The following is a 25806-nucleotide window of genomic DNA, read 5'->3' on the forward strand; positions in this document are numbered from 1 at the left end:
GATGATAAATATAAGCATATAAAAATGAGTGGCGCTAATGCGTCGGGCTATTTAGAATCGCGCACCATGAAAACTGAGATCCCAAGCGTAAAAATGGTTGCCATTGCCGATGATGAGGCCGGGCAACGTATCGACAACTTTTTGCGTACGCAGCTGAAAGGCGTACCGAAGAGTATGATTTATCGCATCTTGCGTAAAGGCGAGGTGCGGGTGAATAAAAAGCGGGTGAAGCCTGAGTATAAGCTGGAAGCCGGCGACGAAGTTCGTATTCCTCCAGTTCGCGTATCAGAAAAAGAAGAAGAGGCGGTCTCGCCTCATTTACAAAAAGTCGCTGCGCTGGCCGATGTGATCCTTTATGAAGACGATCATATCCTGGTGCTTAATAAGCCTTCCGGTACTGCGGTACATGGCGGCAGCGGGCTGAGCTTTGGTGTGATTGAAGGCCTGCGTGCGCTGCGCCCGGAAGCGCGCTTCCTTGAACTGGTTCATCGTCTCGATCGCGATACGTCAGGGGTTTTGCTGGTCGCCAAAAAACGGTCTGCGCTGCGTTCACTACACGAGCAGCTGCGCGACAAAGGGATGCAAAAGGATTACCTGGCGCTGGTGCGCGGGCAGTGGCAGTCCCATACTAAAGTGGTGCAGGCTCCTTTACTGAAAAATATTCTGCAAAGCGGTGAACGCATTGTGCGGGTTAACCAGGAAGGCAAGCCTTCTGAGACGCGCTTTAAAGTTGAAGAGCGTTATGCCCTGGCGACACTTGTGCGGTGCAGTCCGGTCACCGGCCGTACGCATCAGATTCGCGTGCATACCCAATATGCCGGCCATCCTATTGCTTTTGACGATCGCTACGGCGACCGCGAATTTGATAAGCAGCTGGCAGGCACCGGCCTGAACCGCCTGTTCCTGCATGCTGCGGCGCTGAAGTTTACGCATCCGGGTACCGGGGAGGTTATGCGCGTTGAAGCGCCTTTAGATAATCAGCTTAAGCGTTGCCTGCAGGTGCTGCGTAACGCCAGATAGGGCTTGAGCCACCTGAAGACCTCATCCTGCTGTTGTTATATAAAAGACGTGGCCTGGTTCAGGCCGCGTCTTTTTTTCGCTCATCCATACTACTATCAAGCGTCGAGCCCTGGGTCTTGAAGCTAAGACAAACTCCCTGAGCATGTTTCGCGCTAACTGACGGCTTTAAGCGAGAGGTTATAGCACCGGGAAGGGTAATAAATCTCCGACACCATTGTGCTTTATCTTTATGTGAGCAGGGGATTAAATTCTTCCCGGCGCAGCATTTGACACAAGGCGATGAGCGGTAAACCGATCAGGGCGTTAGGATCGCGCCCCTCGAGGCGCTCGAAAAGGGTGATGCCTAATCCTTCACTTTTGAAGCTTCCGGCGCACTGTAGCGGGTTCTCTTTACGGATATAGCTGTCGATTTCCTGATCGGTTAAGCGACGGAAATGAACGTCAAAAGGTTCGCATTCAGTTTGCAGATGGCCGTTAGCGGAATTATACAACGCCAGGCCGGTGTAGAACGTGACGATGGTACCGCTGGCCCTCCTTAACTGCCTGTGGGCGTTTTCTTCCGTGTGCGGCTTTCCGGTAATTTCACCGTCCAGGACACAAACCTGATCGGAACCTATAATGAGATGCTGTGGGTAGCGGGCAGCAAGGGCCTGCGCCTTTGCCTGAGCCAGGCGCATTACCAGCTGGCGCGCTGATTCTCCGGGCTGCGGGGTTTCGTCAACGTCCGGCGCAGCGCATTCAAAAGGTACCGACAGCTTCTCCAGCAGCATTCGCCGCCACGGCGAGGTTGAGGCGAGGATCAGTTCAGACATATTTTTTCATCCACATATAGCGCTTCGCAGAGCATCATTTTAAACTATGCGCCGCAATGTGTGCGAATAAATGGCAAAAGGCAACCTGAGGCTGCCTTTTTCTTTGACTCTATGACGTTACAAAGTTAATATGCGCGCCCTATGCAAAAGGTAAAATTACCCCTGACTCTCGATCCGGTTCGCACGGCTCAAAAGCGCTTAGATTACCAAGGTATCTATACCCGTGATCAGGCTGTGCGTGTCGCTGATTCTGTTGTCAGCGTGGACAGCGATGTGGAATGCAGCATGTCGTTCGCTATTGATAACCAGCGCCTTGCCGTTTTAACCGGCGATGCGACGGTGTCAGTAACCCTCGAATGTCAGCGTTGCGGGAAACCGTTCCCCCATCACGTCCACACAACGTATTGTTTTAGCCCAGTCAGAAATGACGAACAGGCCGAAGCACTGCCGGAAGCGTATGAGCCGATTGAGGTTAACGACTTCGGTGAAATCGATCTGCTGGCGCTGGTTGAAGATGAAATCATCCTCTCCTTGCCCGTAGTTCCGGTGCATGATTCTGAACACTGTGAAGTGTCCGACGCGGACATGGTCTTTGGCGAACTGCCTGAAGAGGCACAAAAACCAAATCCATTTGCCGTATTAGCCAGCTTAAAGCATAAGTAATTGAGGAGTAAGGTCCATGGCCGTACAACAGAATAAACCAACCCGTTCCAAACGTGGCATGCGTCGTTCCCATGACGCTCTGACCGCAGTCACCAGCCTGTCTGTAGACAAAGCTTCTGGTGAGAAACACCTGCGTCACCACATCACTGCCGACGGTTTCTACCGCGGTCGCAAGGTCATCGCTAAGTAATCACGCATTACTCCATGGATTTCGCGTTGTAACAAGGCGCAAGCGAGCGAATCGCCAGGAGCACGGGCAACTATGCACCTGGTGTGAACGAGCGCGGTTAACGCGCCTGCAGCGCGAAAGACAAAGAGTAAAAGCGTGGTAAAGCTTAGTGAGGATTTCCCCAGGCAACTGGGGAATAGCCGAACCGGGCAGCGACGATACCTTGACACGTCTAACCCTGGCGTTAGATGTCATGGGCGGGGATTTTGGCCCTTCCGTGACAGTGCCTGCAGCATTGCAGGCACTGAACTCTAATTCACATCTCACACTTCTTTTAGTCGGCGATCCCGACGCTATCGCGCCATTACTTGCCAAAGCTGATTTTGAACAACGTTCACGTCTGCAGGTTATCCCTGCGCAGTCAGTTATTGCCAGTGATGCCCGGCCCGCGCAGGCGATTCGCGCCAGCCGCGGTAGCTCAATGCGCATTGCGCTGGAGTTAGTAAAAGAAGGGCGAGCGCAGGCCTGCGTCAGCGCAGGTAATACCGGAGCGCTGATGGGGTTGGCTAAGCTGTTGCTTAAACCCATAGAGGGGATAGAACGTCCTGCGCTGGTTACCATGCTGCCGCATCAGTTGAAGGGCAAGACGGTGGTGCTGGATTTAGGCGCTAACGTGGATTGCGATAGCACTATGCTGGTGCAGTTTGCCGTTATGGGGGCGGTTCTTGCTGAAGAAGTTATCGGCATTAAGGATCCTCGCGTAGCGCTGCTGAATATCGGTGAAGAAGAGATGAAAGGTCTCAGCAGCATTCGCGACGCGGCGGCGGTTTTGAAAACCTTGCCAACCCTCAACTATATTGGGTATCTGGAAGCCAACGAATTGTTGACGGGCAAAACGGATGTTTTGGTTTGTGATGGATTTACAGGCAACGTCACGTTAAAAACCATGGAAGGCGTTGTCAGAATGTTCCTTTCGCTGTTGAAATCACAGGGAGAGGGGAAAAAAAGGTCGTGGTGGCTGCTTTTATTAAAGCGTTGGTTACAAAAAAGCCTGTCGAGGCGATTCAGTCACCTCAACCCCGACCAGTATAATGGTGCCTGTCTGTTAGGATTACGCGGTTCCGTGATTAAAAGTCATGGGGCTGCCAATCAGCGCGCTTTTTGCGTCGCAATAGAGCAGGCAGTGCAGGCTGTGCAGCGGCAGGTTCCTCAGCGGATTGCCGCTCGCCTGGAATCTTTATACCCTGCAGGTTTCGAATTGCCCGAGGGCGGCAGAAGCGGAAATTCCAGGTCTCAAACCCGGATGTCCGAAAACGACTGACGCCTTGCAGTTTGAGTTAACCAGGTATATTACCCAAGAGTGACTGAGCGTACATGTATACGAAGATTATTGGTACCGGCAGCTATCTGCCTGAGCACGTGCGTACGAACGCTGAACTGGAAAATATGGTTGATACCTCTGATGAGTGGATTGTCACTCGTACCGGTATCCGCGAGCGTCGTATTGCCGCACCGAATGAAACAGTTGCTACGATGGGCCTCGAAGCCGCTAAGAATGCGCTTGATATGGCAGGCGTAAAGCCGGAGCAAATTGGTCTGATTATTGTTGCGACCACCTCCGGCACTCATGCGTTTCCAAGCTCGGCTTGCCAGATCCAATCTATGCTGGGGATTAAAGGTTGCCCGGCGTTTGATGTCGCTGCGGCGTGTGCGGGGTTCACCTATGCGCTTAGCGTTGCCGATCAATATGTGAAAAATGGCGCTGTTGATTACGCGCTGGTTATCGGTGCGGACGTGCTGGCGCGTACCTGCGATCCAGCCGATCGCGGAACCATTATTATTTTTGGCGATGGCGCTGGCGCCGTCGTGCTGGGGGCATCTGAGGAGCCGGGTATCATCTCTACCCACCTGCATGCGGATGGTAGCTACGGCGAACTGCTGACGCTGCCGAACGCCGATCGCGTTGATCCAGAAAACCCTATCTATCTGACGATGGCCGGTAACGAAGTCTTTAAAGTCGCGGTGACGGAGCTGGCGCACATCGTTGATGAAACCTTAGCCGCTAATAATCTTGAGCGTTCTGCTCTGGACTGGCTGGTGCCGCATCAGGCCAACCTGCGTATTATTAGCGCCACCGCGAAGAAGCTGGGAATGTCGATGGACAACGTTGTCGTTACCCTCGACAGACACGGTAATACTTCCGCAGCTTCTGTTCCTTGCGCGCTGGATGAGGCCGTTCGCGATGGCCGTATTCAACGTGGTCAGCTCATTCTGCTGGAAGCCTTCGGTGGCGGTTTCACCTGGGGTTCCGCGCTGGTTCGTTTTTAGGATAAGGATTTAAACATGACGCAATTTGCTTTTGTGTTCCCGGGACAGGGCTCTCAGAGTGTCGGGATGCTGTCAGACATGGCGGCTGCTTACCCGGTAATTGAAGAGACATTCCGTGAAGCCTCTGCGGCGTTGGGTTACGATCTGTGGGCGCTTGCACAGCAGGGCCCGGCGGAAGAACTGAACAAAACCTGGCAGACTCAGCCTGCGCTGCTGACCGCTTCAGTCGCACTGTATCGCGTCTGGCAGCAGCAGGGTGGCAAAGCTCCCGTTCTGCTCGCGGGCCATAGCCTTGGCGAGTACTCTGCGCTGGTATGCGCAGGCGTCATCGATTTTGCCGACGCCGTACGCCTGGTTGAAATGCGCGGTAAGTTTATGCAGGAAGCGGTGCCGGAAGGTACTGGCGCGATGTCAGCGATTATTGGCCTTGACGACGCGGCGATTGCTAAAGCCTGCGAAGAGTCTGCAGAAGGTCAGGTCGTTTCTCCGGTCAACTTTAACTCACCGGGACAGGTGGTTATCGCTGGCAATAAAGAGGCCGTAGAGCGTGCAGGTGCCGCCTGTAAAGCCGCGGGCGCTAAACGTGCTCTGCCGCTGCCGGTCAGCGTACCGTCCCACTGCGCGCTGATGAAGCCTGCGGCGGAGAAGCTGGCCGTAGAGTTGCAAAAAATCACCTTTAACGCGCCGACGATTCCGGTTGTGAATAACGTCGACGTGAAAAGCGAAACTGCGCCTGATGCTATTCGTGATGCCCTGATCCGCCAGCTGTATAGCCCGGTTCAGTGGACCAGAACCGTTGAGTTTATGGCATCCCAGGGCGTGGAGCACCTGTATGAAGTGGGTCCGGGTAAAGTCCTCACCGGTCTGACTAAACGTATTGTTGACACCCTGACGGCTTCCGCGCTCAACGAGCCGGCGGCTCTGTCTGCGGCGCTTGAGCAATAAAAGAGGAAAACCATGAGTTTTGAAGGAAAAATCGCGCTGGTTACCGGTGCAAGTCGCGGGATTGGCCGCGCAATCGCTGAAACGCTCGTTGCCCGTGGCGCGAAAGTTATCGGTACTGCGACCAGCGAAAGCGGCGCGCAGGCGATTAGCGATTATCTGGGTGCTAATGGTAAAGGTCTGCTGCTGAATGTGACCGATCCTGCATCTATCGAATCTGTTCTGGGAAATATTCGCGCAGAATTTGGCGAAGTTGATATCCTGGTAAATAATGCCGGGATTACTCGTGATAACCTGTTAATGCGTATGAAAGATGATGAGTGGAACGATATTATCGAAACCAACCTGTCATCTGTTTTCCGCCTGTCAAAAGCGGTAATGCGCGCTATGATGAAAAAGCGTCATGGACGTATTATCACTATCGGTTCTGTGGTTGGTACCATGGGAAATGCGGGTCAGGCCAACTACGCTGCGGCGAAAGCGGGTCTGATTGGCTTCAGTAAATCACTGGCTCGCGAAGTTGCGTCCCGCGGTATTACTGTAAACGTTGTTGCTCCGGGCTTTATTGAAACGGACATGACGCGTGCGCTGACCGATGAGCAGCGTGCGGGTACGCTGGCGGCAGTTCCTGCGGGGCGCCTCGGCTCTCCAAATGAAATCGCCAGTGCGGTAGCATTTTTAGCCTCTGACGAAGCGAGTTACATCACCGGTGAAACTCTGCACGTCAACGGCGGAATGTACATGGTCTGACCGAGATTTGCGCAAAACGCTCAGGAACCGCGCAGTCCGTGCGGTTCACTGTAATGTTTTGTACAAAATGATTTGCGTTATTAGGGCAAACAGCCGCAAAATAGCGTAAAATCGTGGTAAGACCTGCCGGGATTTAGTTGCAAATTTTTCAACATTTTATACACTACGAAAACCATCGCGAAAGCGAGTTTTGATAGGAAATTTAAGAGTATGAGCACTATCGAAGAACGCGTTAAGAAAATTATCGGCGAACAGCTGGGCGTTAAGCAGGAAGAAGTTACCAACAATGCTTCCTTCGTTGAAGACCTGGGCGCTGATTCTCTTGACACCGTTGAGCTGGTAATGGCTCTGGAAGAAGAGTTTGATACTGAGATTCCGGACGAAGAAGCTGAGAAGATCACTACTGTTCAGGCTGCCATTGATTACATCAACGGCCACCAGGCGTAAGTGAACATCTCCAGGCGGTCATTCGACCGCCTGAGTTTTATCTATATTTTGTCCCACAAGAATTTATTTTCCCTCCCTGGAGGACAACCGTGTCTAAGCGTCGTGTAGTTGTGACCGGACTGGGCATGTTGTCTCCTGTCGGCAATACCGTAGAGTCTACCTGGAAAGCTCTCCTTGCCGGTCAGAGTGGCATCAGCCTGATCGACCATTTCGATACTAGCGCCTATGCAACGAAATTTGCTGGCTTAGTAAAGGATTTTAACTGTGATGACTTCATCTCGCGTAAAGAACAGCGCAAGATGGATGCCTTCATTCAATATGGAATTGTCGCTGGCATTCAGGCCATGCAGGATTCTGGCCTTGAAGTGACGGAAGAGAATGCTACCCGCATCGGTGCCGCTATTGGTTCCGGGATTGGTGGGCTTGGCCTGATCGAAGAAAACCACAGTTCGCTGGTAAAAGGCGGACCGCGGAAGATCAGCCCGTTCTTCGTTCCTTCCACAATCGTTAACATGGTGGCCGGGCATCTGACCATCATGTTTGGTCTGCGTGGACCGAGCATTTCCATTGCGACCGCCTGTACTTCTGGCGTACACAATATTGGTCACGCTGCGCGCGTTATTGCCTATGGCGATGCAGACGCAATGGTTGCCGGTGGTGCTGAAAAAGCCAGTACTCCTCTCGGGGTAGGCGGTTTTGGCGCAGCGCGCGCGCTGTCCACTCGCAATGACAACCCACAGGCGGCGAGCCGTCCATGGGACAAAGAGCGTGATGGTTTCGTACTGGGTGACGGTGCCGGTATGGTCGTACTCGAAGAGTACGAGCACGCGAAAAAACGCGGTGCGAAAATCTATGCTGAAATCGTAGGCTTTGGTATGAGCAGCGATGCCTACCATATGACTTCTCCGCCGGAAGATGGCGCCGGAGCAGCGCTGGCGATGGTCAACGCCATTCGTGACGCTGGCATTGAAGCGAGCCAGATTGGCTACGTTAACGCGCACGGTACCTCTACGCCGGCGGGTGATAAAGCAGAAGCACAGGCGGTGAAATCCGTCTTTGGCGATGCTGCCAGCCGCGTAATGGTCAGCTCCACCAAGTCGATGACTGGCCACCTTCTCGGTGCTGCGGGTGCAGTAGAGTCTATCTACTCTATCCTGGCGCTGCGCGATCAGGCTATTCCGCCAACCATCAACCTGGACAATCCGGATGAAGGTTGCGATCTGGACTTTGTTCCTCACGAGGCGCGTCAGGTTACTGGCATGGATTACACCTTATGTAACTCCTTCGGCTTCGGTGGTACTAACGGTTCGCTGATCTTTAAAAAGGTATAATGTGCTCCTGACGTCGCGTCTTTGATGCCGTCGATGCTCATTGCAAAATTGGCCCGCTTGTCGGGCCTTTTTTATTTCGGCTTTCTCCGCTTGTTCAACGCATCACCTCCTGCGAAACTGACCGGCCAGCGATAAGGAGTCTTTTATGTTTTTAATCAATGGCGCTGAATGTGAAACGCTTTCGGTGAACGATCGCGGGGTACAGTTCGGTGATGGCTGTTTTACAACCGCGAGAATTGTTGCGGGCCAGGTTCAGTTTCTTCCTGCCCATTTGACTCGTCTGCAGACAACCTGCGAAAAGCTCCTTATTCCTTATAGCGACTGGACGCTATTAGCGCAGGAAATGGAGCATCTGGCGCAGCCGCACAAGGACGGCGTACTAAAGGTGATGATTACCCGTGGGGCGGGCGGTCGCGGATATAGCGCTGCGGGCTGCGTGAATCCCACCCGAATACTCAGCGTGTCGCCATATCCTGCTCACTATATTCGCTGGCGCGAAGAGGGGATCTCTGTGTCGCTGAGCCCCGTTCCGCTGGGACGTAACCCTTTTCTTGCCGGACTTAAACACCTTAATCGTCTGGAGCAGGTGCTGATTCGTTCTCATCTTGAGCAGACGGACGCCGATGAGGCGCTGGTCCTTGACAGTGAAGGGTGGCTTACGGAATGCTGTGCCGCGAATTTATTCTGGCGTAAAGGATTTGAAGTGTTTACCCCACGCCTCGATCGAGCGGGAGTGAACGGTATTATGCGCCAGCACATCCTTGCCAGGCTGGCACCATCGCCGTTTCGCGTTGTCGAAGTTACCATGCTCCCCGATGCGTTACGCGAAGCTGATGAGGTACTAATTTGTAACGCATTGATGCCGCTGGTACCGGTTCGTTGTTGGGACGATAAATATTGGTCCGCACGCGAGCTTTACCATTTTTTAGCCCCTTTGTGTGAGCTGTCTGATTAGTCATGAAGAAAATGTTACGTTTCATCCTGCTATTGGTGGTGGTACTGGGTATCGCCGCAGGCATCGGTATGTGGAAGGTTCGTCAGCTGGCGGACAGTAAGTTACTGATTAAAGAAGAGACTATCTTTACTCTTGAAACCGGGACAGGGCGCATGGCCCTTGGGCAACAGCTGTATGCCGATAAAGTGATTAATCGGCCGCGGGTTTTCCAGTGGCTACTGCGTATCGAGCCTGAGCTATCCCATTTTAAAGCGGGAACCTATCGTTTCTCTCCGCAAATGACGGTTCGTCAGATGCTGCAGCTGCTTGCCAGCGGCAAAGAAGCGCAGTTTCCGCTGCGCTTCGTGGAAGGGATGCGGGTAAGCGACTACCTTCGCCAGCTACGCGATGCGCCTTACGTCAGGCATACTCTGGCGGATGATAGCTATGAAACCGTCGCAAAGGTTCTCGATCTGGAGCATCCCGATTGGGTCGAGGGCTGGTTCTGGCCCGATACCTGGATGTATACCGCCAACACCAGTGATGTCGCGATTCTTAAACGGGCGCATCAGAAAATGGTCGCTGCGGTCGATAAAGCCTGGGAAGGGCGGATGGAAAACCTGCCGTATAAGGATAAGAATCAGCTGTTAACAATGGCCTCGATTATTGAAAAAGAGACGGCGGTACCGGAGGAGCGCGATCGCGTAGCGTCAGTTTTTATTAACCGTTTACGTATCGGCATGCGGCTGCAAACCGATCCGACCGTGATTTACGGCATGGGTGAGAGTTATAATGGTAAGTTAACGCGAAAAGATCTGGAAACCCCAACCGCTTACAATACCTATGTCATTAATGGCATGCCGCCTGGGCCTATCGCCGCACCGGGGGAGGCTTCGCTGAACGCTGCCGCGCATCCGGCGAAGACGCCGTATCTTTATTTTGTCGCGGACGGAAAGGGCGGCCATACCTTTAACACCAACCTGACCAGCCACAACCGCTCGGTCCAGGACTATTTGAAAGTACTTAAGGAAAAAAATGCGCAGTAATTATATCGTCATCGAAGGCCTGGAGGGCGCAGGTAAAACCACCGCACGTAATCTTGTGGTAGAGACGCTAAAACAGCTGGGCATTAACGATATGGTGTTTACCCGCGAACCGGGCGGCACCATTCTGGCCGAGAAGCTGCGCAGCCTGGTGCTGGATATTCAGTCTACCGGCGATGAAGTTATCAATGACAAAGCAGAAGTTCTGATGTTTTACGCGGCGCGCGTGCAGCTGGTTGAGACGGTGATTAAACCGGCCCTGGCGCGTGGCCAATGGGTCATCGGCGATCGTCACGATCTTTCAACTCAGGCCTATCAGGGCGGCGGACGGGGTATCGATCAGTCCATGCTGGCAACTCTGCGTGATGCGGTGCTCGGCGATTTCCGTCCCGACCTGACGCTTTATCTTGATGTGACTCCCGAGGTGGGCCTTAAGCGCGCCCGCGCCCGCGGCGAGCTTGACCGCATCGAGCAGGAATCATTCGATTTCTTTAATCGTACCCGCGCCCGTTACCTTGAACTGGCGGCGCAGGATGCCACTATTCGCACCGTTGACGCCACGCAGCCGCTGGAGGCCGTGGAGCGTGACATTCGTGCGGTAGTCAACCAGTGGGTCGCGGAGCAGCAGGCATGAAATGGTATCCGTGGTTACGCCCGGCGTTTGAACAGCTAGTTTCCAGCTACCAGGCGGGACGGGGTCACCATGCGCTACTGGTTCAGGCCCTGCCCGGAATGGGGAGTGAGGCACTAATCTATGCGCTTTGCCGATTCCTGATGTGTCGCCAGCCTGAAGGGCATAAGAGCTGTGGCCATTGCCACAGCTGCCAGCTGATGCAGGCTGGCACGCATCCTGATTATTATGCGTTGAGCCCAGAAAAGGGTAAAAGCTCGCTCGGTATCGATGCCGTGCGCGAGGTGAGTGAAAAACTGTATGAACACGCCCGGCTGGGCGGGGCGAAGGTGGTGTGGATAGGCGATGCGGCCATGCTGACCGACGCGGCGGCAAACGCGCTGTTGAAAACTCTGGAAGAGCCGCCGGAAAATACCTGGTTCTTTCTGGCCTGCCAGGAGCCGGCGCGCCTGCTGGCCACTTTGCGTAGCCGTTGCCGATTATATCACCTCGCTGCGCCTTCAGAATCCTACGCGCTGGCGTGGTTAGAGCGTGAAGTGACAATGTCACGAGATGAATTGCTCGCGGCTCTGCGCCTGAGCGCTAATGCACCGGCGGCGGCTCTTGAACTGTTACAGGAGGCCAGCTGGGCCCCGCGACAGCAGCTTTGTCAGGTTCTGGGAAATATACTAACTCATGGTGATTGGTTAACGCTGATGCCTGTATTGAACCATGAACAGGCTGCGATCCGTCTGCACTGGCTGGCATCGCTGCTGGTTGATGCGCAAAAAAGGCAGCAGGGAATCTCGCTAGTGAGTAATCCGGATGCCTGGGCGCTGTTAAATCAACTGGCTGCCAGGCTACCAGCCGCGCGCTTACAGGCGATCGCACGCGACGTCAGCGCCTGCCGTGAGCAGCTGTTAAGCGTTGTTGGCATCAATCGCGAACTATTGCTAACCGAGCGCCTTCTGCGCTGGGAGCATTACCTGCAACCTGGGACGGTTCTTCCCGTATCCCATCTCTGAGAGAGACATCATGTTTTTAGTCGACTCCCATTGCCATCTCGATGGTCTGGATTATCAAACCCTGCATAAAGACGTGGATGATGTACTGGCAAAAGCCTCCGCTCGCGATGTGAAGTTTTGCCTGGCGGTTGCTACGACGCTGCCGGGATACCGTGGAATGCGCGAACTGGTGGGCCAGCGAAACGACGTCGTTTTCTCTTGTGGGGTGCATCCGTTAAACCAGGATGAAGAGTATGACGTTGAAGAGCTGCGTAAACTTGCAGCAGAGGATGGCGTGGTTGCCATGGGGGAAACCGGGCTGGATTATTTCTATACCCCGGAAACTAAAGCGCGTCAGCAGGCGTCGTTTCGCGACCATATCCGCATAGGTCGCGAACTGAATAAACCGGTTATCGTTCATACGCGTGACGCGCGTGCCGATACGCTGGAAATTTTACGCGAAGAAAAAGTGACGGATTGCGGTGGCGTACTACACTGTTTCACTGAGGACAGGGAGACCGCCGGTAAGCTACTGGATATGGGATTCTATATCTCGTTTTCCGGCATTGTGACTTTCCGTAATGCGGAGCAGCTTCGCGATGCGGCACGCTATGTACCCCTCGATCGTTTGTTGGTAGAGACCGATTCGCCGTATCTGGCTCCGGTACCGCATCGCGGTAAAGAGAACCAGCCAGCGATGGTCAGGGATGTCGCCGAGTACATGGCGGTTCTGAAGGGCGTATCGCTGGAGCAGATGGCACAACAGACTACGGAAAATTTCGCTACGCTTTTTCATATTGCCCCCTCCCGCTTAAAACCTCTCTGATATTGCTTATTATTTTAAGGCTCGTAATTAATAGCCAAAGCGAGTAAAGTTCACCGCCACAAATGGGGCGGTGAAGGTTTTTTGGCAACATTCAGACACGGATTATGTAAACCAATGTAAGTTTTTAACCCGTGACTGATTGAAACGTGATAGCCGTCAAACAATCATCCCGGTAATTATTTTACTCTGTGTAATAAATAAAGGGCGCTTAGATGTCCTGTCCACGGCGCGGCTCTCCCCCCGTGCCAATGCGTGAAAACGTAAAAAAGCACCAAATACTCAGGAGCACTCTCAATTATGTTTAAGAATGCATTTGCTAACCTGCAGAAGGTCGGTAAATCGCTGATGCTACCGGTATCCGTACTGCCTATCGCAGGTATCCTGCTGGGCGTCGGTTCCGCAAACTTCAGCTGGCTGCCAGCCGTAGTTTCCCACGTCATGGCAGAAGCGGGCGGTTCAGTTTTCGCTAACATGCCGCTGATTTTTGCCATCGGTGTCGCGCTTGGTTTTACCAATAACGACGGCGTATCGGCTCTGGCATCGGTCGTCGCTTACGGCATTATGGTTAAAACCATGGCCGTGGTTGCGCCTCTGGTTCTGCATTTACCTGCTGAAGAGATTGCGGCAAAACACCTGGCGGATACCGGCGTACTTGGCGGTATTATCTCCGGTGCTATTGCGGCGTATATGTTCAACCGCTTCTATCGTATCAAGTTGCCTGAGTATCTGGGCTTCTTTGCGGGCAAGCGCTTTGTACCGATTATCTCTGGTCTGGCCGCAATCTTCACCGGCGTGATCCTGTCCTTTATCTGGCCACCGATCGGTACCGCCATCCAGACTTTCTCCCAGTGGGCCGCCTACCAGAACCCGGTTGTCGCGTTCGGTATCTATGGCTTCATTGAGCGCTGCCTGGTGCCGTTTGGTCTGCACCACATCTGGAACGTTCCTTTCCAGATGCAGATTGGTGAATACACCAACGCGGCAGGTCAGGTATTCCACGGCGATATCCCGCGCTATATGGCAGGTGACCCGACTGCGGGCAAACTGTCCGGCGGCTTCCTGTTCAAAATGTACGGTCTGCCGGCTGCTGCTATCGCTATCTGGCACTCTGCAAAACCAGAAAACCGCGCGAAAGTGGGCGGTATCATGATCTCCGCAGCGCTGACCTCGTTCCTGACCGGTATCACCGAGCCGATCGAGTTCTCCTTCATGTTCGTTGCGCCGATCCTGTACGTTATCCACGCGATTCTGGCAGGTCTGGCCTTCCCGATCTGTATCCTGCTGGGTATGCGTGACGGTACTTCGTTCTCTCATGGCCTGATTGACTTCATCGTTCTGTCCGGCAACAGCAGCAAGCTGTGGCTGTTCCCGATTGTCGGTATCTGCTACGCGATTGTTTACTACGTAGTGTTCCGCGTGCTGATCAAAGCGCTGGATCTGAAAACTCCGGGTCGTGAAGATGCTACTGAAGACAGCAAAGCAGGCGCGACCAGCGAAATGGCTCCGGCTCTGATCGCCGCTTTCGGCGGTAAAGAGAACATTACTAACCTTGACGCATGTATCACTCGTCTGCGCGTAAGCGTGGCGGATGTGGCGAAAGTTGATCAGGCTGGCCTGAAACAACTGGGGGCTGCAGGCGTGGTTGTTGCAGGTTCAGGCGTTCAGGCTATTTTCGGTACCAAATCCGATAACCTGAAAACTGAAATGGATGAATACATCCGCAACAGCTAAGTTGTGATATGGGGAGACTAAGGCAGCCAACTGGCTGCCTTTTTTAATGGTCAAAGCGCGCCCACGACGTTGGTCACGTTAAGCAGAGATCAGAACTGATAGCTGGCCGTAATGCTGAAGTTGCGCGGCTCGCCGTAGACAATTGAACCATCGATGTTGGTGTCGTAAGTTTTGTCGAACAGGTTATTAACGTTACCCTGCAAAGCAAAGTTTTTAGTAACCTGGTAGCGAGTGAACAAATCAACCAGCGCGTAGCTGCCCTGTTCCGCACGGAAGGTGCCGTACGGCGTCGCGGTATCTTTATACACCCGATTCTGCCAGTTAACGCCGCCGCCAACGGTCAGTTCAGGCATTACCGGCAGACGGTAGCTGGTAAACAGTTTGACGCTGGTACGCGGCAGGTTGGGATTAACCGCATTGCCGTCATTGTCTTCAGCGACAAAACGCGTCGCCCCAAAGGTCATCTGCCAGTTATCGGTAATCGCACCGTTGATTTCGAACTCCACCCCTTTGCTCACGGTTCCATCGACGGTTTTATAGGCTGCTTCGCCGTTGCTGCCGGGGATTTGCCCGCCGGTCGCCTGGCCGAGATTATCCTGCTCGATGCGGAATATTGCGAGAGTCGTGGTTAATCGGCTGTCCATCCAGTCCGACTTTAGACCCACTTCATAGTTGTTCCCGGTAATCGGCGTCAGATACTTACCCGAACTATCGCGCTTGTTCTGCGGCTGGAAGACCGAGGTATAGCTGGTGTAGGCCGACCAGTTGTCGTTAATGTCGTAAACCAGCCCGGCGTACGGAGTGGTATGATTTTTCTCCATATGGTAGGTCAGCGTCTCGATGCTCCAGTTGTTATAGCGGACGCCAAGGATCAGATGCAGCGGATCAAGCAGGGAAATACGCGTCGCGGCATACACCGATTTCATTCGCGTGGTATCGTCCTGCGCCAGGCTCTGCGGGCCCCAGCTGGTTTCCGGGAACCCAGCGCTATTGAAGCTGTAAAAGCTGCCAATCTCACTGGGGAAGACGTTTGCCCACGAGCTGAAATAGCGGTTGTTTTGCTTGCTGTAGCTGCCGCCGATCATCAGATTATGCTGACGGCCAAACAGGTCGTAGCCGCCATCAGCGAACAGATCTACGGCGTCGACTTTACGCTTGCCGCTATTCCAGCCGGTACCGCCGACGTAATCATAACCCGGACCGTAGCTGCTATACGGCCCCTCCAGCATCCCGGTCGCTTTATTGACGTACGCATCCACGTACATCATTTTGCTGTCGAACTTGACTTCGGAATGGGTGGCGTTCAGCGTCGCCTGCCAGGTATCAGCAAAACGTTGTTTCAGCGTAACGAAGACTTTGTTGATCTCTTTGTCGTTATAGGCCCAGTCTGGAGCGGTACTGTGGGCGCGATCGTAGCGGTTTGTGCTGCCGTCGGTATTCCAGCGCGGCAGACCGCCCCATGTCGGGCTATTCACGTCGATACGCTGATACTCGTAGCCGGCGGATAAACTGGTGAACGTCGCGAGATCCGCATCCACAATACCCGAGAAGAACGTTTTTTCGCTGTTGTACCGATCGAGCCACGAGTCGTTATTTTGATAACCCGCGATAATGCGCGCCCGCACGTTGCCGTCTTCGGTTAGCGGACTTTGCATATCGGCAACGTAGCGCTCCTTGTTCCAGCTGCCGTACTCCGCGGAAACATTTCCCTTAAACTCGCGGCTGGTAGCGTGCTTACGGATCATATTGATCGACGCGGCAGGGTTGCCGGTACCGGTCAGCAGACCGTTAGCGCCGCGGACGATTTCCACCCGTTCGAAGAGGGCCATATCGGAAAGCGCATCGCCCAGATTCCAGCGGGATTCAAACCAGGTCGGAATGCCATCGACCATATAGTTGTCTATCTCAAAACCACGGGAGTAGTAGCTAGCGCGGTCAGAATCCGCCTGGCTGCTGCTGATCCCCATGGTATGGTCCATCACATCGCCCAGCGTTTGCAGCTGCTGATCGCGCATCCGCTGTTCGGTAATAATACTGACCGATTGCGGGATATCGCGCTGGGCCATCTCCATTTTTGTCCCGGCAGAGGTGGTTTTGACGCTGTAATCCTGTTTTTGCGTATCCGGGGCGCTATCTGTGGAACCTTCTACAATCATAGTATCTTCGGAGTGACCGGCTGCCTGGCTAAGGTTAGGGGAGAGCGCCAGCGCTATGCCCATGGCAAGCAGGGACGGAGCGTTACGCCCATCCCGGGAGTTGGTGGGGAGAGACATCATAAGCCCTTGTTCATGTGATAATTGTTATTCGCTACGGCTCTCTGGCCGCGGTCGATCGAAAGCGCACTGTATTTTTATTGAATGCAAATGAGAAATATACGCATTAATATTTAAACTGTAAATGAGGGTAAACATGGAGATCAAAGGCGTTATCACTGGCGCTGCATCGTATTCAGCAAGAAACGATTAATCCGTCGGCAGCTAAGCGCTTTGTCGCGTAAGAAAAAGCGCTTTCAGGTTGAAAGAGAGGGAGTAACTCGCTCATACTCTTAGAGGAATTCTGTGCGTCCGCGTTTACCTGCAGGGGCAGGCCAGTGCACGGTTTAAAAATGATTAAGGAATCAGTCATGGCAGAAGAAACGATTTTCAGCAAAATCATTCGCCGGGAGATCCCGTCGGATGTGGTTTATCAGGATGAGCTCGTTACCGCTTTTCGCGATATCTCTCCGCAGGCTCCGACCCATATTCTGATCGTTCCCAATATTCTGATTCCCACCGTCAATGACGTGACCGCAGAACATGAGCTGGCGCTGGGGCGCATGATGACAGTGGCGGCGAAAATCGCTCGCGATGAGGGCCTTGCAGACGATGGCTATCGCCTGATAGTCAACTGCAATCGCCACGGAGGCCAGGAGGTCTACCATATTCATATGCACCTGCTGGGCGGTCGTCCTCTGGGCCCGATGCTGGCTCATAAAGGTTAAAACTCATGCGCGCAGCCCATTTCGGCGCATTACTGGTCGTGACTTTACTGGCCGGGTGCAGTTCACATCCGGAAATTCCGGTCAGCGATCGACAAAGTCTGGTGATGGAGGCGAACGTGCTGGCAGCAGGCATCAGCGCCGAAGTGCCGACGGTGACCGCCTCTGAGATTCAGGCGACGGCAACCACCAGACTATTCAATGAGCGCCAGGTTCCGGTTACCGTGCATTACCGTTTCTTCTGGTATGACGCCAGAGGGCTGGAGATGCATCCGCTGGAGCCTGCGCGTAGCATAACGGTTCCGGCACGCTCTTCCGTTTCGCTGTATGGCAGCGCCAATATTCTGGGGGCGCACAAGGCCCGACTTCATCTTTATCTGTAAGAGGTAATCGTAATGATTAAAATATGTCGCTATGCATTAGTTACCGCACTGGCGATATTCCTTGCCGGATGCGTGGGCCAACGTCAGGAACCCGCGCCGGTTGAGGAAGCGCAGCCGAAGCCGCAGCAGCCCGTCCAGCCGCAGCCGACTGTGCCAACAATTCCCGTCATACCTACGCAACCGGGGCCAATTGAACACGGTGAGCAACCGGTGCAACCGGCACCGCGGGTGCGTCATTTTGACTGGAACGCCGCCGTGCAGCCAATGATTGGGCAAATGCTGCAGGCCAGCGGCGTGAATGCAGGCAGCATATTGCTGGTCGACAGCGTCAATAACCGCACCAACGGCACGCTGAATGCGGGTGAGGCCACCACGGCGTTACGCAACGCGCTGGAAGGGAATGGTAAATTCACTCTGGTGTCGCAGCAGCAGCTGGGCGTGGCCAAACAGCAGCTTGGCCTGTCGCCGCAGGACAGCCTCGGCAGCCGTAGCAAAGCGATGGGTATTGCACGGACCGTTGGCGCTCAGTACGTGCTCTATTCCAATGCGACCGGTAACGTTAATTCCCCTGAGCTGAAAATGCAGCTAATGCTGGTACAAACCGGCGAAATTATCTGGTCAGGTAAAGGTGCTGTTCAGCAACAATAAGCTTACGCGCGACGAAGTGCTGTCGCGCTTTTTCCCGCGCTATACGCCCGTCGCCGCCCAGTCTCAAGATGGACTGAGCGGCGGCAGCTGCATTCTCAGCGATGGTCGGCGCAAGCTGGTACTCCGTCAGCCTCATGACTTGCAGGCGCCATCCTGCTACTTTCGTCGTCAGTATCACGCGCTTTCCCGTCTTCCCGACCGCTTAGCGCCTGCGCCGGTTTTTTATTCTCCGCGCTGGATGGCGGTGGAATATTGTTCCGGTGACGTGGCGAATGCGTTACCAGAGTGTCCGGCGCTGGCAGGGTTACTGTATCATCTGCACCAGCAGCCGCGCTTTGGCTGGCGTATCGCCATGCGGCCGCTGCTTGAGCTGTACTGGCAGCAGTGCAGCCCTGCGCGGCGTACTCCGCAGTGGCTGCGCTGGCATAAGCGGCTGCTGCACCGCGGTGAGCCGCAGCCGCTGCGTCTGGCCCCGTTACATATGGATGTTCATGCGGGCAACATTGTTCACGGCGAGGCGGGACTGCGGCTAATTGACTGGGAGTATGCGGGCGATGGCGATATTGCGCTGGAGCTGGCGGCGGTCTGGATCGAACCGGCTGGGCGACGTCGCCTGGCCGCTGAGTACGCGAAACTGGCGCAAATCGATGAGCTTCAGCTATGGCGACAAATCCAGCGCTGGCGCCCGTGGATGCAGCTACTGATGGCGGGCTGGTATGAACGTCGCTGGCAGCAAACCGCCGATTGGCAGTTTATCGCGCTGGCCGATGAGATATGGCGGCAGTTAGATTAAAAATAAAAGGATAAGAGAGATGGCTGTGGGTCCGGTAATGTTGGATGTCGAAGGTTTTGAACTGGATGCGGAAGAGCGCGAGATTCTGGCGCATCCTTTGGTTGGCGGGCTGATACTGTTTACCCGCAACTATCACGATCCGGCGCAGCTACGTGAGCTGGTCCGCCAGATCCGCGAGGCTTCGCGCAACCATCTGGTGGTGGCGGTCGATCAAGAAGGCGGGCGCGTCCAGCGTTTCCGCGAAGGCTTTACCCGTCTTCCCGCAGCGCAATCTTTTGCCGCGCTGCTCAGTATGGAAGAGGGGAGGAAGCTGGCTGAAGAGGCCGGTTGGCTGATGGCCAGCGAAATGATTGCTATGGACATTGATATCAGCTTTGCGCCGGTACTGGATGTCGGGCATATCAGCGCCGCGATTGGCGAGCGTTCGTATCATGAAGATCCCGAGAAAGCGCTGGCGATAGCCCGCCATTTTATTGACGGAATGCACGCGGCAGGGATGAAAACCACCGGTAAACACTTCCCAGGACACGGAGCGGTGACGGCGGATTCGCATAAAGAAACCCCCCGCGACCCGCGCGCGGAAGCGGAAATCCGCGCTAAAGACATGGCCGTATTCCGTACGCTTATCAGCGAGCAGCGTCTGGATGCCATCATGCCAGCCCACGTTATCTACGGCGACGTTGACCCGCGTCCGGCCAGCGGTTCTGCGCACTGGCTAAAGACGGTTCTGCGCGGCGAACTGGGCTTTGATGGGGTTATCTTCTCTGATGACCTGTCGATGGAGGGGGCGGCGATTATGGGCAGCTACGCCGAGCGCGGCCAGGCATCTCTGGATGCGGGTTGCGATATGATCCTTGTCTGCAATAATCGTAAAGGTGCGGTCAGCGTGCTGGATAACCTGTCGCCGATCAAAGCAGAGCGTGTTACGAAATTGTATCATAAAGGTTCCTTTAGCCGTCAGGAGTTGAGGGATTCCGCCCGCTGGAAGACGATAAGCGCGCAGCTTGAGCAGCTTCACGCGCGCTGGCAAGAGGCGAAATCTGCGTAATAAACCTGAAAGGCGTTGTTGTCTGGTGAGGATGCGATGATTATCTATTTACATGGTTTTGACTCAAACAGCCCCGGTAACCATGAGAAGGTGCTTCAGCTTCAGTTTATCGACCCCGATGTGCGGTTGATTAGCTACAGCACGCGGCATCCTAAACATGATATGCAGCACTTGTTGAAAGAGGTCGATAAGATGCTGCAGCTGAGCGCCGACGATCGTCCGCTAATCTGCGGCGTTGGCCTTGGCGGTTTTTGGGCTGAGCGAATTGGCTTTCTGTGTGATATTCGCCAGGCCATTTTTAACCCAAATCTGTTTCCTGATGAAAATATGGAAGGCAAGATTGACCGTCCGGAAGAGTATGCGGACATTGCGACCAAGTGCGTAAATAACTTCCGCGAAAAAAATCGCGACCGCTGTCTGGCGGTGCTGTCACGCCAGGATGAAGCGCTGGATAGCCAGCGTTCGGCGGATTTGCTGCACCATTACTATGAGATAATCTGGGATGAAGAACAGACCCATAAGTTCAAAAATATCTCCCCGCATCTCCAGCGAATAAAGGCTTTTAAAACCCTGGGCTGATCTCCTTCCGGCCCGCGATGCGAAAACATCGCGGGCTTTTTTTATCCGTTTCTGCGACTCCACGCTCAAAAAATATGCAGTAAAACTTGATGCATATCAATTTTGGTATGACCAATGCACCGTTCATGTTATTCTCAATCTCGCTGAATGGTTTCACTGCTGCAACCTGTTGTTAATTAAAGGCTATATCAATAACTTTTAATTAACAATTGGTTAATAATTTTAGGGGGTCGCGTGACTACACCATTAAAAAAAATAGTGATTGTGGGTGGTGGTGCCGGTGGGCTGGAGCTCGCTACTCAGCTAGGTAAAAAGCTGGGCCGCAATAAAAAAGCGAAAATTACGCTGGTTGATCGTAACCACAGCCACCTGTGGAAACCGCTGTTGCACGAAGTGGCGACCGGTTCGCTTGATGAAGGTGTAGACGCGCTGAGCTACCTGGCTCACGCCCGCAACCACGGTTTCCAGTTCCAGCTAGGTTCGGTAGTGGATATTAACCGCGAAACTAAAACGATCACTCTTGCCGAGCTGCATAACGAAAAAGGCGAGCTGCTGGTGCCTGAACGCAAGCTGCCTTATGACACTCTGGTGATGGCGCTGGGAAGCACCTCTAACGATTTCAATACGCCCGGCGTGAAAGAGCACTGCATTTTCCTCGATAATCCGCATCAGGCGCGTCGTTTTCACCAGGAAATGCTGGATCTGTTCCTCAAGTATTCGGCCAATCTTGGGGCTAATGGCAAAGTTAATATCGCGATTGTCGGCGGCGGCGCGACCGGCGTTGAGCTCTCTGCCGAGCTGCACAACGCGGTGAAGCAGCTGCATAGCTACGGTTATAAGGGGTTGACCAACGAGGCCCTCAACGTCACGCTGGTAGAAGCCGGTGAGCGTATTCTGCCTGCACTGCCGCCGCGCATTTCCGGCGCAGCGCATAGTGAGCTGACCAAACTTGGCGTGCGCGTCCTGACCAAAACCATGGTCACCAGCGCCGATGCTAACGGCCTGCATACTAAAGAAGGCGAGTTTATTGACGCTGACCTGATGGTCTGGGCGGCGGGGATTAAAGCGCCGGACTTCATGAAAGATATTGGCGGTCTGGAAACTAACCGTATCAACCAGCTGGTGGTTGAGCCAACGCTGCAGACCACCCGTGATGAGGATATCTATGCCATCGGCGACTGCGCGTCCTGCGCTCGTCCGGAAGGCGGGTTTGTACCTCCTCGCGCCCAGGCTGCGCACCAGATGGCGACCTGCGCTCTGCACAATATTCTGGCGCAGATAAAAGGTAAGCCGCTGAAATCTTATATCTATAAAGATCACGGTTCGCTGGTGTCGCTCTCCAACTACTCCACCGTGGGTAGCCTGATGGGCAATCTGATGCGCGGTTCAATGATGATCGAAGGGCGTATTGCGCGCTTCGTATATATCTCCCTCTACCGTATGCACCAGATAGCGCTGCACGGTTACTTTAAAACCGGTCTGATGATGCTGGTAGGGCGCATCAACCGTATTATTCGCCCGCGCCTGAAGCTGCATTAATGTTGTATGGGCGGCAGAGGCCGATGGCTCTGCCGCCTTGTTCCAACTGGCTTTAGATTGAAATATCCAGAATATCCTCCTGTCTTTCCCGCCATCCCCGCTCGGATTCCTCCGAAACACATTGATTTGCCGTGCTTTCACGCACTTTTCATCCGCTTTCTTATTTGCAAGGCTTATGGCTGAGCGGCAAACTTAGCGGTAATAGCAACAAAGGAGGAAGTCCCGTGAATAAATCAATGTTGGCGGGTATAGGAATTGGCGTGGCTGCCGCGCTGGGTGTCGCAGCCGTTGCCGGTCTTAACGTGTTAGATCGCGGCCCGCAGTATGCACAGGTAGTATCCAGTACGCCGATAAAAGAGAGCATCAAGACTCCACGCCAGGAGTGCCGCAACGTTACCGTAACCCATCGTCGTCCGGTGCAGGATGAAAACCGTATCGCCGGTTCTGTTTTAGGCGCGGTGGCGGGTGGGGTTATTGGTCATCAATTTGGCGGCGGACGCGGTCGAGACGTTGCTACCGTGGTCGGTGCGCTGGGTGGTGGCTATGCCGGAAACCAGATTCAGGGCTCAATGCAGGAAGGGGACACCTACACCACCACGCAGCAGCGATGCAAAACGGTGTACGACAAGTCGGAAAAAATGCTTGGTTATGACGTCACCTATAAAATCGGCGATCAGCAGGGCAAAATCCGAATGGACCGCGACCCCGGTACGCAGATTCCGCTGGACAGCAACGGCCAACTGATTCTGACCAACAAAGCGTAGAAAAGATGGCTATTTTTAGCGGCCCCTCAGGCACTCAGGCCGAGGGGCTTTTTTTATCAGAAACTCAGAGAGTAGTTCAGACCGAAGGTACGACCGCGACCTTTATACTGGTATAAAGAGCTGCTGCCGTAGGTTGGGCTGTAAAGCAGCGGCGCGCGTTGTCCCCAGAGGGTGACATAATCTTCATTGAGCAGGTTTTCAACGCTGAGAGTCAGCTTGCCAATGGGAAGCGCATAGCTGCCGATAAAGTCTACGGTATTGTAGCCGTCGAGCTTATTGCCGCTGGCATCGCTAATATCAAACACCTGCTGGCTCTGGATCCGCAGCGACCACGGCTCCGGCGCCCAGCCAACCCAGGCGGTGGCTTTTGACGGGGAGGCAAGAGTAACGTCCCACTTCTGCCAGCTACCCTCGCTCTTCACTTGTGATTTCAGGACATTAAAGTTTGCCCCGGCGCTCCAGTCGCTATTCGGGAAGAAGTAATCCACCGCGCCTTCTACGCCATAGATACGGCGTTTATCGGACTGCACGTCGATGGTCATGTCGGTACGGTTAACGACGATAGTTTTGTCGGACGTCGAGTAGTAAGCCGCCAGCTGGGTGCGAAGATTATCGCCGGTATAGCGCCAGCCCAGTTCGTACGAGTTAACCTTAATTCCCTGCAGCGGCGAGTCGCCGACGTTCACGCTCGAGAGAAGCGGAAGATGACCGTTGACCGCCGCGCCGTACTTACCGATGCCGTAGTATTTGCCCGGGTCCGGCAGCTCAACGCCCTGGGAGAAGTTAAACCAGGTCTGCTGGCGATCGGTAATATGGGCAACAATTCCGGCGTTAAACAGGAAGTTATCGTAATCGGTTTTCCCGCCGGGAATCGCATCCGCCGAACTCACCTTGCCGCTGGCGACATCCTGCTGCTGGGCATAACCGACAAAATCATCTACCCGGTTTTCCGTCCACTGATAACGTACGCCGCTGCTGATAGTGAAAATATCGTTCAGGTCATAGCTGGACTGCAGGAACGGCGCCAGATTGGTAATGCTATAGCCCGGGTAGCGTCCGGTAGTGTAGATAGCCTGATTATTCAGCCCCCCGGAAGACATTGATTGCCCCAAATCGAAGAACATCTGGTTGGCGTTGAAGGTTTCGTGATCGGCGTCCAGCCCCCAGGTCAGATCCCAGCCCTCCAGCGGCTGGCTGTTCAGGGTTATTTTCGCGCCGTACTGATCGGTATCCTGCTTTGAGGAAGAGAAGCTGCTGACCTGGCCTTTACTGAGGGTAGGGAAGGGATAGAAACTCAGGGATTCATCACGATAATAAATCTGGCTGACCAGATTCTGCCCGAGGAAACCGGCATCGGAATACAGCAGGCTAATCAGATGACGTTCGGTGCCGGGGACGCGGTCGGAATTCAGGCCATCGGTGGTGAAGGCTTTGCCATCGCCGGTTACCGCCGACATATTTTTCCCCAGGTACAGACCGTAATCGTCGCCCTGGCTTTTATAGTACTGCGTAACCAGCTGTAGCTGACGATTGTCATCGATTTCAATGGTGCCCGTACCCATTACGTCCAGGCGGTCAGAATGCTGAAGCCCGGTCTGGGTATTATCAAGGATCAGCGCATCGTGGTTGCCGTCATACCAGCCGCCAAAACGCTGATAAGCAACCGATAAACGACCGGAAGCGTGATCGGTGCCGCCGCTGACCGCGGCCGCTACGCGTTCATCATGGTCGTTGCTGTTGGCAAAGCCGGTTTTGCCCCCCACCTCCAGATCGACCTGGCGCTCCTGCTGTCCCTTTTTAGTGACGATATTGATAAGTCCGCCAGTACTGCCACCACCGTACAGTGATGTTGCGCCGGAAATGACCTCGATGTGTTCGATGTTAAAAGGATCGATCGAGTCTAACTGTCGGCTGTCGGTACGGGAAGAGTTAAGACGAACGCCGTCAATCAATACGACAATCGCGCGGCCGCGCATATTCATGCCGTAGTTAGTTCGTCCCTGGCTGCTGACGTCGATGCCGGGGATTAGCTGCGCCAGCACGTCTTTGAATTCTTTCCCGCCCTGAACCTGCTGTTCAATTTCCTGGCCTTCGATAACCCAGGTGGTCTGGGCCATTTCGGCTACGGTACGGTGCGTTCGGTTAGCGCTGACGATCATATTATCATCAGCAGCCCAGGCGGGCAGGGCCGTTGCCAGCAGCAGTGGGTTAAGCACCCAGAGACGCTTTTTCATGCTCATTCCTTTTATGAGTTTATGCCCGTCATTCTTCAAGCTGCAGGTGTGCTGACTTTGTTACTCGGCTCATCCATGAGTCTTGCCTTCAGGGCGGCAGCCACACGGCGTTCAAATCTGTTACGGACAGATTTGGCGCTCACCCGAATCGCTTGCGGGGATGCGTTCACTTATCGCGTGATTCGGCCTCACCCCTTCGGGGTCACAGTAAGCGCTATGCAAAACGGTTAT

General features: G+C 54.1%; 26 protein-coding genes. 23 read left to right on the forward strand and 3 right to left on the reverse strand.

What is annotated here, in order from left to right:
- The first annotated feature begins 66 nt into the window (after nucleotides 1-66).
- The gene (gene rluC, locus GJ746_RS10085) at nucleotides 67-1020 is read left to right on the forward strand and encodes a 23S rRNA pseudouridine(955/2504/2580) synthase RluC (RefSeq protein ID WP_195908856.1); all 954 of its coding nucleotides are present in this window, start codon (nucleotides 67-69) and stop codon (nucleotides 1018-1020) included.
- Between the two features lie 227 nt (nucleotides 1021-1247).
- Here rluC and GJ746_RS10090 read toward each other — a convergent pair whose 3' ends face one another.
- Complete coding sequence (locus GJ746_RS10090) at nucleotides 1248-1832, reverse strand: Maf family protein (RefSeq protein ID WP_154680068.1); 585 nt, start codon at nucleotides 1830-1832, stop codon at nucleotides 1248-1250.
- A gap of 141 nt (nucleotides 1833-1973) precedes the next feature.
- On the opposite strand from GJ746_RS10090, the gene yceD reads away from it, so the two are divergent.
- The 14 genes from yceD to ptsG all read left to right on the forward strand — a co-directional run bounded on the left by yceD (nucleotide 1974) and on the right by ptsG (nucleotide 14610).
- Nucleotides 1974-2495, forward strand: a complete 522-nt coding sequence (yceD, locus tag GJ746_RS10095) for a 23S rRNA accumulation protein YceD (RefSeq protein WP_142464994.1) — start codon at nucleotides 1974-1976, stop codon at nucleotides 2493-2495.
- A 16-nt stretch (nucleotides 2496-2511) separates the two neighbouring features.
- Entirely contained in the window at nucleotides 2512-2685 is a 174-nt protein-coding gene (gene rpmF, locus GJ746_RS10100) for a 50S ribosomal protein L32 (RefSeq protein WP_004101077.1), read from the forward strand.
- 202 nt (nucleotides 2686-2887) lie between these two features.
- On the forward strand, nucleotides 2888-3985 hold the full coding sequence (gene plsX, locus GJ746_RS10105) for a phosphate acyltransferase PlsX (RefSeq protein ID WP_154682687.1): 1098 nt from the start codon (nucleotides 2888-2890) through the stop codon (nucleotides 3983-3985).
- Nucleotides 3986-4038: 53 nt separating this feature from the next.
- The gene (locus GJ746_RS10110; RefSeq protein WP_154680069.1) at nucleotides 4039-4992 is read left to right on the forward strand and encodes a beta-ketoacyl-ACP synthase III; all 954 of its coding nucleotides are present in this window, start codon (nucleotides 4039-4041) and stop codon (nucleotides 4990-4992) included.
- Between the two features lie 15 nt (nucleotides 4993-5007).
- On the forward strand, nucleotides 5008-5937 hold the full coding sequence (gene fabD / locus GJ746_RS10115; protein WP_154680070.1) for an ACP S-malonyltransferase: 930 nt from the start codon (nucleotides 5008-5010) through the stop codon (nucleotides 5935-5937).
- A 12-nt stretch (nucleotides 5938-5949) separates the two neighbouring features.
- Nucleotides 5950-6684: a 3-oxoacyl-ACP reductase FabG gene (gene fabG / locus GJ746_RS10120; RefSeq protein ID WP_004131399.1), complete on the forward strand. Its 735-nt coding sequence runs from the start codon at nucleotides 5950-5952 to the stop codon at nucleotides 6682-6684.
- 210 nt (nucleotides 6685-6894) lie between these two features.
- Nucleotides 6895-7131, forward strand: coding sequence for an acyl carrier protein (gene acpP, locus GJ746_RS10125; RefSeq protein ID WP_000103754.1), 237 nt, complete (start codon nucleotides 6895-6897; stop codon nucleotides 7129-7131).
- Between the two features lie 89 nt (nucleotides 7132-7220).
- Nucleotides 7221-8462 (forward strand): beta-ketoacyl-ACP synthase II, encoded by a 1242-nt coding sequence (gene fabF / locus GJ746_RS10130; RefSeq protein ID WP_154680071.1) that lies wholly within the window; start codon nucleotides 7221-7223, stop codon nucleotides 8460-8462.
- A 145-nt stretch (nucleotides 8463-8607) separates the two neighbouring features.
- Nucleotides 8608-9417 carry an aminodeoxychorismate lyase gene (gene pabC, locus GJ746_RS10135; protein ID WP_154680072.1) on the forward strand — a complete coding sequence of 270 codons (810 nt, stop codon included), beginning with the start codon at nucleotides 8608-8610 and terminating at the stop codon, nucleotides 9415-9417.
- Nucleotides 9418-9419: 2 nt separating this feature from the next.
- Nucleotides 9420-10442 (forward strand): cell division protein YceG, encoded by a 1023-nt coding sequence (gene yceG, locus GJ746_RS10140; protein ID WP_154680073.1) that lies wholly within the window; start codon nucleotides 9420-9422, stop codon nucleotides 10440-10442.
- A complete protein-coding gene (gene tmk / locus GJ746_RS10145) occupies nucleotides 10432-11073 on the forward strand; it encodes a dTMP kinase (RefSeq protein WP_154680074.1) in 642 nt (213 codons plus the stop codon). Before yceG ends, tmk begins: the two co-directional genes overlap by 11 nt.
- On the forward strand, nucleotides 11070-12074 hold the full coding sequence (gene holB, locus GJ746_RS10150) for a DNA polymerase III subunit delta' (protein WP_154680075.1): 1005 nt from the start codon (nucleotides 11070-11072) through the stop codon (nucleotides 12072-12074). Before tmk ends, holB begins: the two co-directional genes overlap by 4 nt.
- 10 nt (nucleotides 12075-12084) lie before the next feature.
- Nucleotides 12085-12879: a metal-dependent hydrolase gene (locus GJ746_RS10155; protein ID WP_154680076.1), complete on the forward strand. Its 795-nt coding sequence runs from the start codon at nucleotides 12085-12087 to the stop codon at nucleotides 12877-12879.
- Nucleotides 12880-13176: 297 nt separating this feature from the next.
- A complete protein-coding gene (gene ptsG, locus GJ746_RS10160) occupies nucleotides 13177-14610 on the forward strand; it encodes a PTS glucose transporter subunit IIBC (RefSeq protein ID WP_154680077.1) in 1434 nt (477 codons plus the stop codon).
- A gap of 89 nt (nucleotides 14611-14699) precedes the next feature.
- On the opposite strand, the gene fhuE is transcribed toward ptsG, so the two are convergent.
- Nucleotides 14700-16883, reverse strand: coding sequence for a ferric-rhodotorulic acid/ferric-coprogen receptor FhuE (gene fhuE, locus GJ746_RS10165; protein ID WP_154682688.1), 2184 nt, complete (start codon nucleotides 16881-16883; stop codon nucleotides 14700-14702).
- A gap of 350 nt (nucleotides 16884-17233) precedes the next feature.
- On the opposite strand from fhuE, the gene hinT reads away from it, so the two are divergent.
- The 8 genes from hinT (at nucleotide 17234) to GJ746_RS10205 (ending at nucleotide 23341) form a co-directional block, all read left to right on the forward strand.
- Nucleotides 17234-17590 (forward strand): purine nucleoside phosphoramidase, encoded by a 357-nt coding sequence (gene hinT / locus GJ746_RS10170; RefSeq protein WP_004112181.1) that lies wholly within the window; start codon nucleotides 17234-17236, stop codon nucleotides 17588-17590.
- A 5-nt stretch (nucleotides 17591-17595) separates the two neighbouring features.
- Nucleotides 17596-17970 (forward strand): YcfL family protein, encoded by a 375-nt coding sequence (locus tag GJ746_RS10175; protein WP_154680078.1) that lies wholly within the window; start codon nucleotides 17596-17598, stop codon nucleotides 17968-17970.
- Between the two features lie 21 nt (nucleotides 17971-17991).
- A complete protein-coding gene (lpoB, locus tag GJ746_RS10180) occupies nucleotides 17992-18618 on the forward strand; it encodes a penicillin-binding protein activator LpoB (protein ID WP_195908857.1) in 627 nt (208 codons plus the stop codon).
- Nucleotides 18599-19411, forward strand: coding sequence for a thiamine kinase (thiK, locus tag GJ746_RS10185; RefSeq protein WP_154680080.1), 813 nt, complete (start codon nucleotides 18599-18601; stop codon nucleotides 19409-19411). The genes lpoB and thiK overlap by 20 nt, the downstream gene beginning before the upstream one ends.
- 37 nt (nucleotides 19412-19448) lie before the next feature.
- A complete protein-coding gene (gene nagZ, locus GJ746_RS10190) occupies nucleotides 19449-20459 on the forward strand; it encodes a beta-N-acetylhexosaminidase (RefSeq protein ID WP_195908858.1) in 1011 nt (336 codons plus the stop codon).
- Nucleotides 20460-20495: 36 nt separating this feature from the next.
- Complete coding sequence (ycfP, locus tag GJ746_RS10195; RefSeq protein WP_154680081.1) at nucleotides 20496-21038, forward strand: alpha/beta hydrolase YcfP; 543 nt, start codon at nucleotides 20496-20498, stop codon at nucleotides 21036-21038.
- Between the two features lie 234 nt (nucleotides 21039-21272).
- Nucleotides 21273-22577 carry an NAD(P)/FAD-dependent oxidoreductase gene (locus GJ746_RS10200; protein WP_154680082.1) on the forward strand — a complete coding sequence of 435 codons (1305 nt, stop codon included), beginning with the start codon at nucleotides 21273-21275 and terminating at the stop codon, nucleotides 22575-22577.
- A gap of 224 nt (nucleotides 22578-22801) precedes the next feature.
- Nucleotides 22802-23341, forward strand: a complete 540-nt coding sequence (locus GJ746_RS10205; RefSeq protein WP_154680083.1) for a glycine zipper 2TM domain-containing protein — start codon at nucleotides 22802-22804, stop codon at nucleotides 23339-23341.
- Nucleotides 23342-23397: 56 nt separating this feature from the next.
- Here GJ746_RS10205 and GJ746_RS10210 read toward each other — a convergent pair whose 3' ends face one another.
- Nucleotides 23398-25575, reverse strand: coding sequence for a TonB-dependent siderophore receptor (locus tag GJ746_RS10210; RefSeq protein ID WP_154680084.1), 2178 nt, complete (start codon nucleotides 25573-25575; stop codon nucleotides 23398-23400).
- Nucleotides 25576-25806: the final 231 nt, after the last annotated feature.

Origin of the sequence: Klebsiella oxytoca, assembly GCF_009707385.1 — a bacterium.
GTDB lineage: Bacteria > Pseudomonadota > Gammaproteobacteria > Enterobacterales > Enterobacteriaceae > Klebsiella > Klebsiella oxytoca_C.

What these genes read in the sequence shown, in the direction of transcription:
- rluC (WP_195908856.1), top strand. Translation starts at nt 67, where the DNA reads ATGAAAACTGAGATCCCAAGCGTAAAAATGGTTGCCATTGCCGATGAT.
- GJ746_RS10090 (WP_154680068.1), bottom strand. Translation starts at nt 1,832, where the DNA reads ATGTCTGAACTGATCCTCGCCTCAACCTCGCCGTGGCGGCGAATGCTG.
- yceD (WP_142464994.1), top strand. Translation starts at nt 1,974, where the DNA reads ATGCAAAAGGTAAAATTACCCCTGACTCTCGATCCGGTTCGCACGGCT.
- rpmF (WP_004101077.1), top strand. Translation starts at nt 2,512, where the DNA reads ATGGCCGTACAACAGAATAAACCAACCCGTTCCAAACGTGGCATGCGT.
- GJ746_RS10110 (WP_154680069.1), top strand. Translation starts at nt 4,039, where the DNA reads ATGTATACGAAGATTATTGGTACCGGCAGCTATCTGCCTGAGCACGTG.
- fabD (WP_154680070.1), top strand. Translation starts at nt 5,008, where the DNA reads ATGACGCAATTTGCTTTTGTGTTCCCGGGACAGGGCTCTCAGAGTGTC.
- fabG (WP_004131399.1), top strand. Translation starts at nt 5,950, where the DNA reads ATGAGTTTTGAAGGAAAAATCGCGCTGGTTACCGGTGCAAGTCGCGGG.
- acpP (WP_000103754.1), top strand. Translation starts at nt 6,895, where the DNA reads ATGAGCACTATCGAAGAACGCGTTAAGAAAATTATCGGCGAACAGCTG.
- pabC (WP_154680072.1), top strand. Translation starts at nt 8,608, where the DNA reads ATGTTTTTAATCAATGGCGCTGAATGTGAAACGCTTTCGGTGAACGAT.
- yceG (WP_154680073.1), top strand. Translation starts at nt 9,420, where the DNA reads ATGAAGAAAATGTTACGTTTCATCCTGCTATTGGTGGTGGTACTGGGT.
- tmk (WP_154680074.1), top strand. Translation starts at nt 10,432, where the DNA reads ATGCGCAGTAATTATATCGTCATCGAAGGCCTGGAGGGCGCAGGTAAA.
- holB (WP_154680075.1), top strand. Translation starts at nt 11,070, where the DNA reads ATGAAATGGTATCCGTGGTTACGCCCGGCGTTTGAACAGCTAGTTTCC.
- GJ746_RS10155 (WP_154680076.1), top strand. Translation starts at nt 12,085, where the DNA reads ATGTTTTTAGTCGACTCCCATTGCCATCTCGATGGTCTGGATTATCAA.
- ptsG (WP_154680077.1), top strand. Translation starts at nt 13,177, where the DNA reads ATGTTTAAGAATGCATTTGCTAACCTGCAGAAGGTCGGTAAATCGCTG.
- fhuE (WP_154682688.1), bottom strand. Translation starts at nt 16,883, where the DNA reads ATGTCTCTCCCCACCAACTCCCGGGATGGGCGTAACGCTCCGTCCCTG.
- hinT (WP_004112181.1), top strand. Translation starts at nt 17,234, where the DNA reads ATGGCAGAAGAAACGATTTTCAGCAAAATCATTCGCCGGGAGATCCCG.
- GJ746_RS10175 (WP_154680078.1), top strand. Translation starts at nt 17,596, where the DNA reads ATGCGCGCAGCCCATTTCGGCGCATTACTGGTCGTGACTTTACTGGCC.
- nagZ (WP_195908858.1), top strand. Translation starts at nt 19,449, where the DNA reads ATGTTGGATGTCGAAGGTTTTGAACTGGATGCGGAAGAGCGCGAGATT.
- ycfP (WP_154680081.1), top strand. Translation starts at nt 20,496, where the DNA reads ATGATTATCTATTTACATGGTTTTGACTCAAACAGCCCCGGTAACCAT.
- GJ746_RS10210 (WP_154680084.1), bottom strand. Translation starts at nt 25,575, where the DNA reads ATGAAAAAGCGTCTCTGGGTGCTTAACCCACTGCTGCTGGCAACGGCC.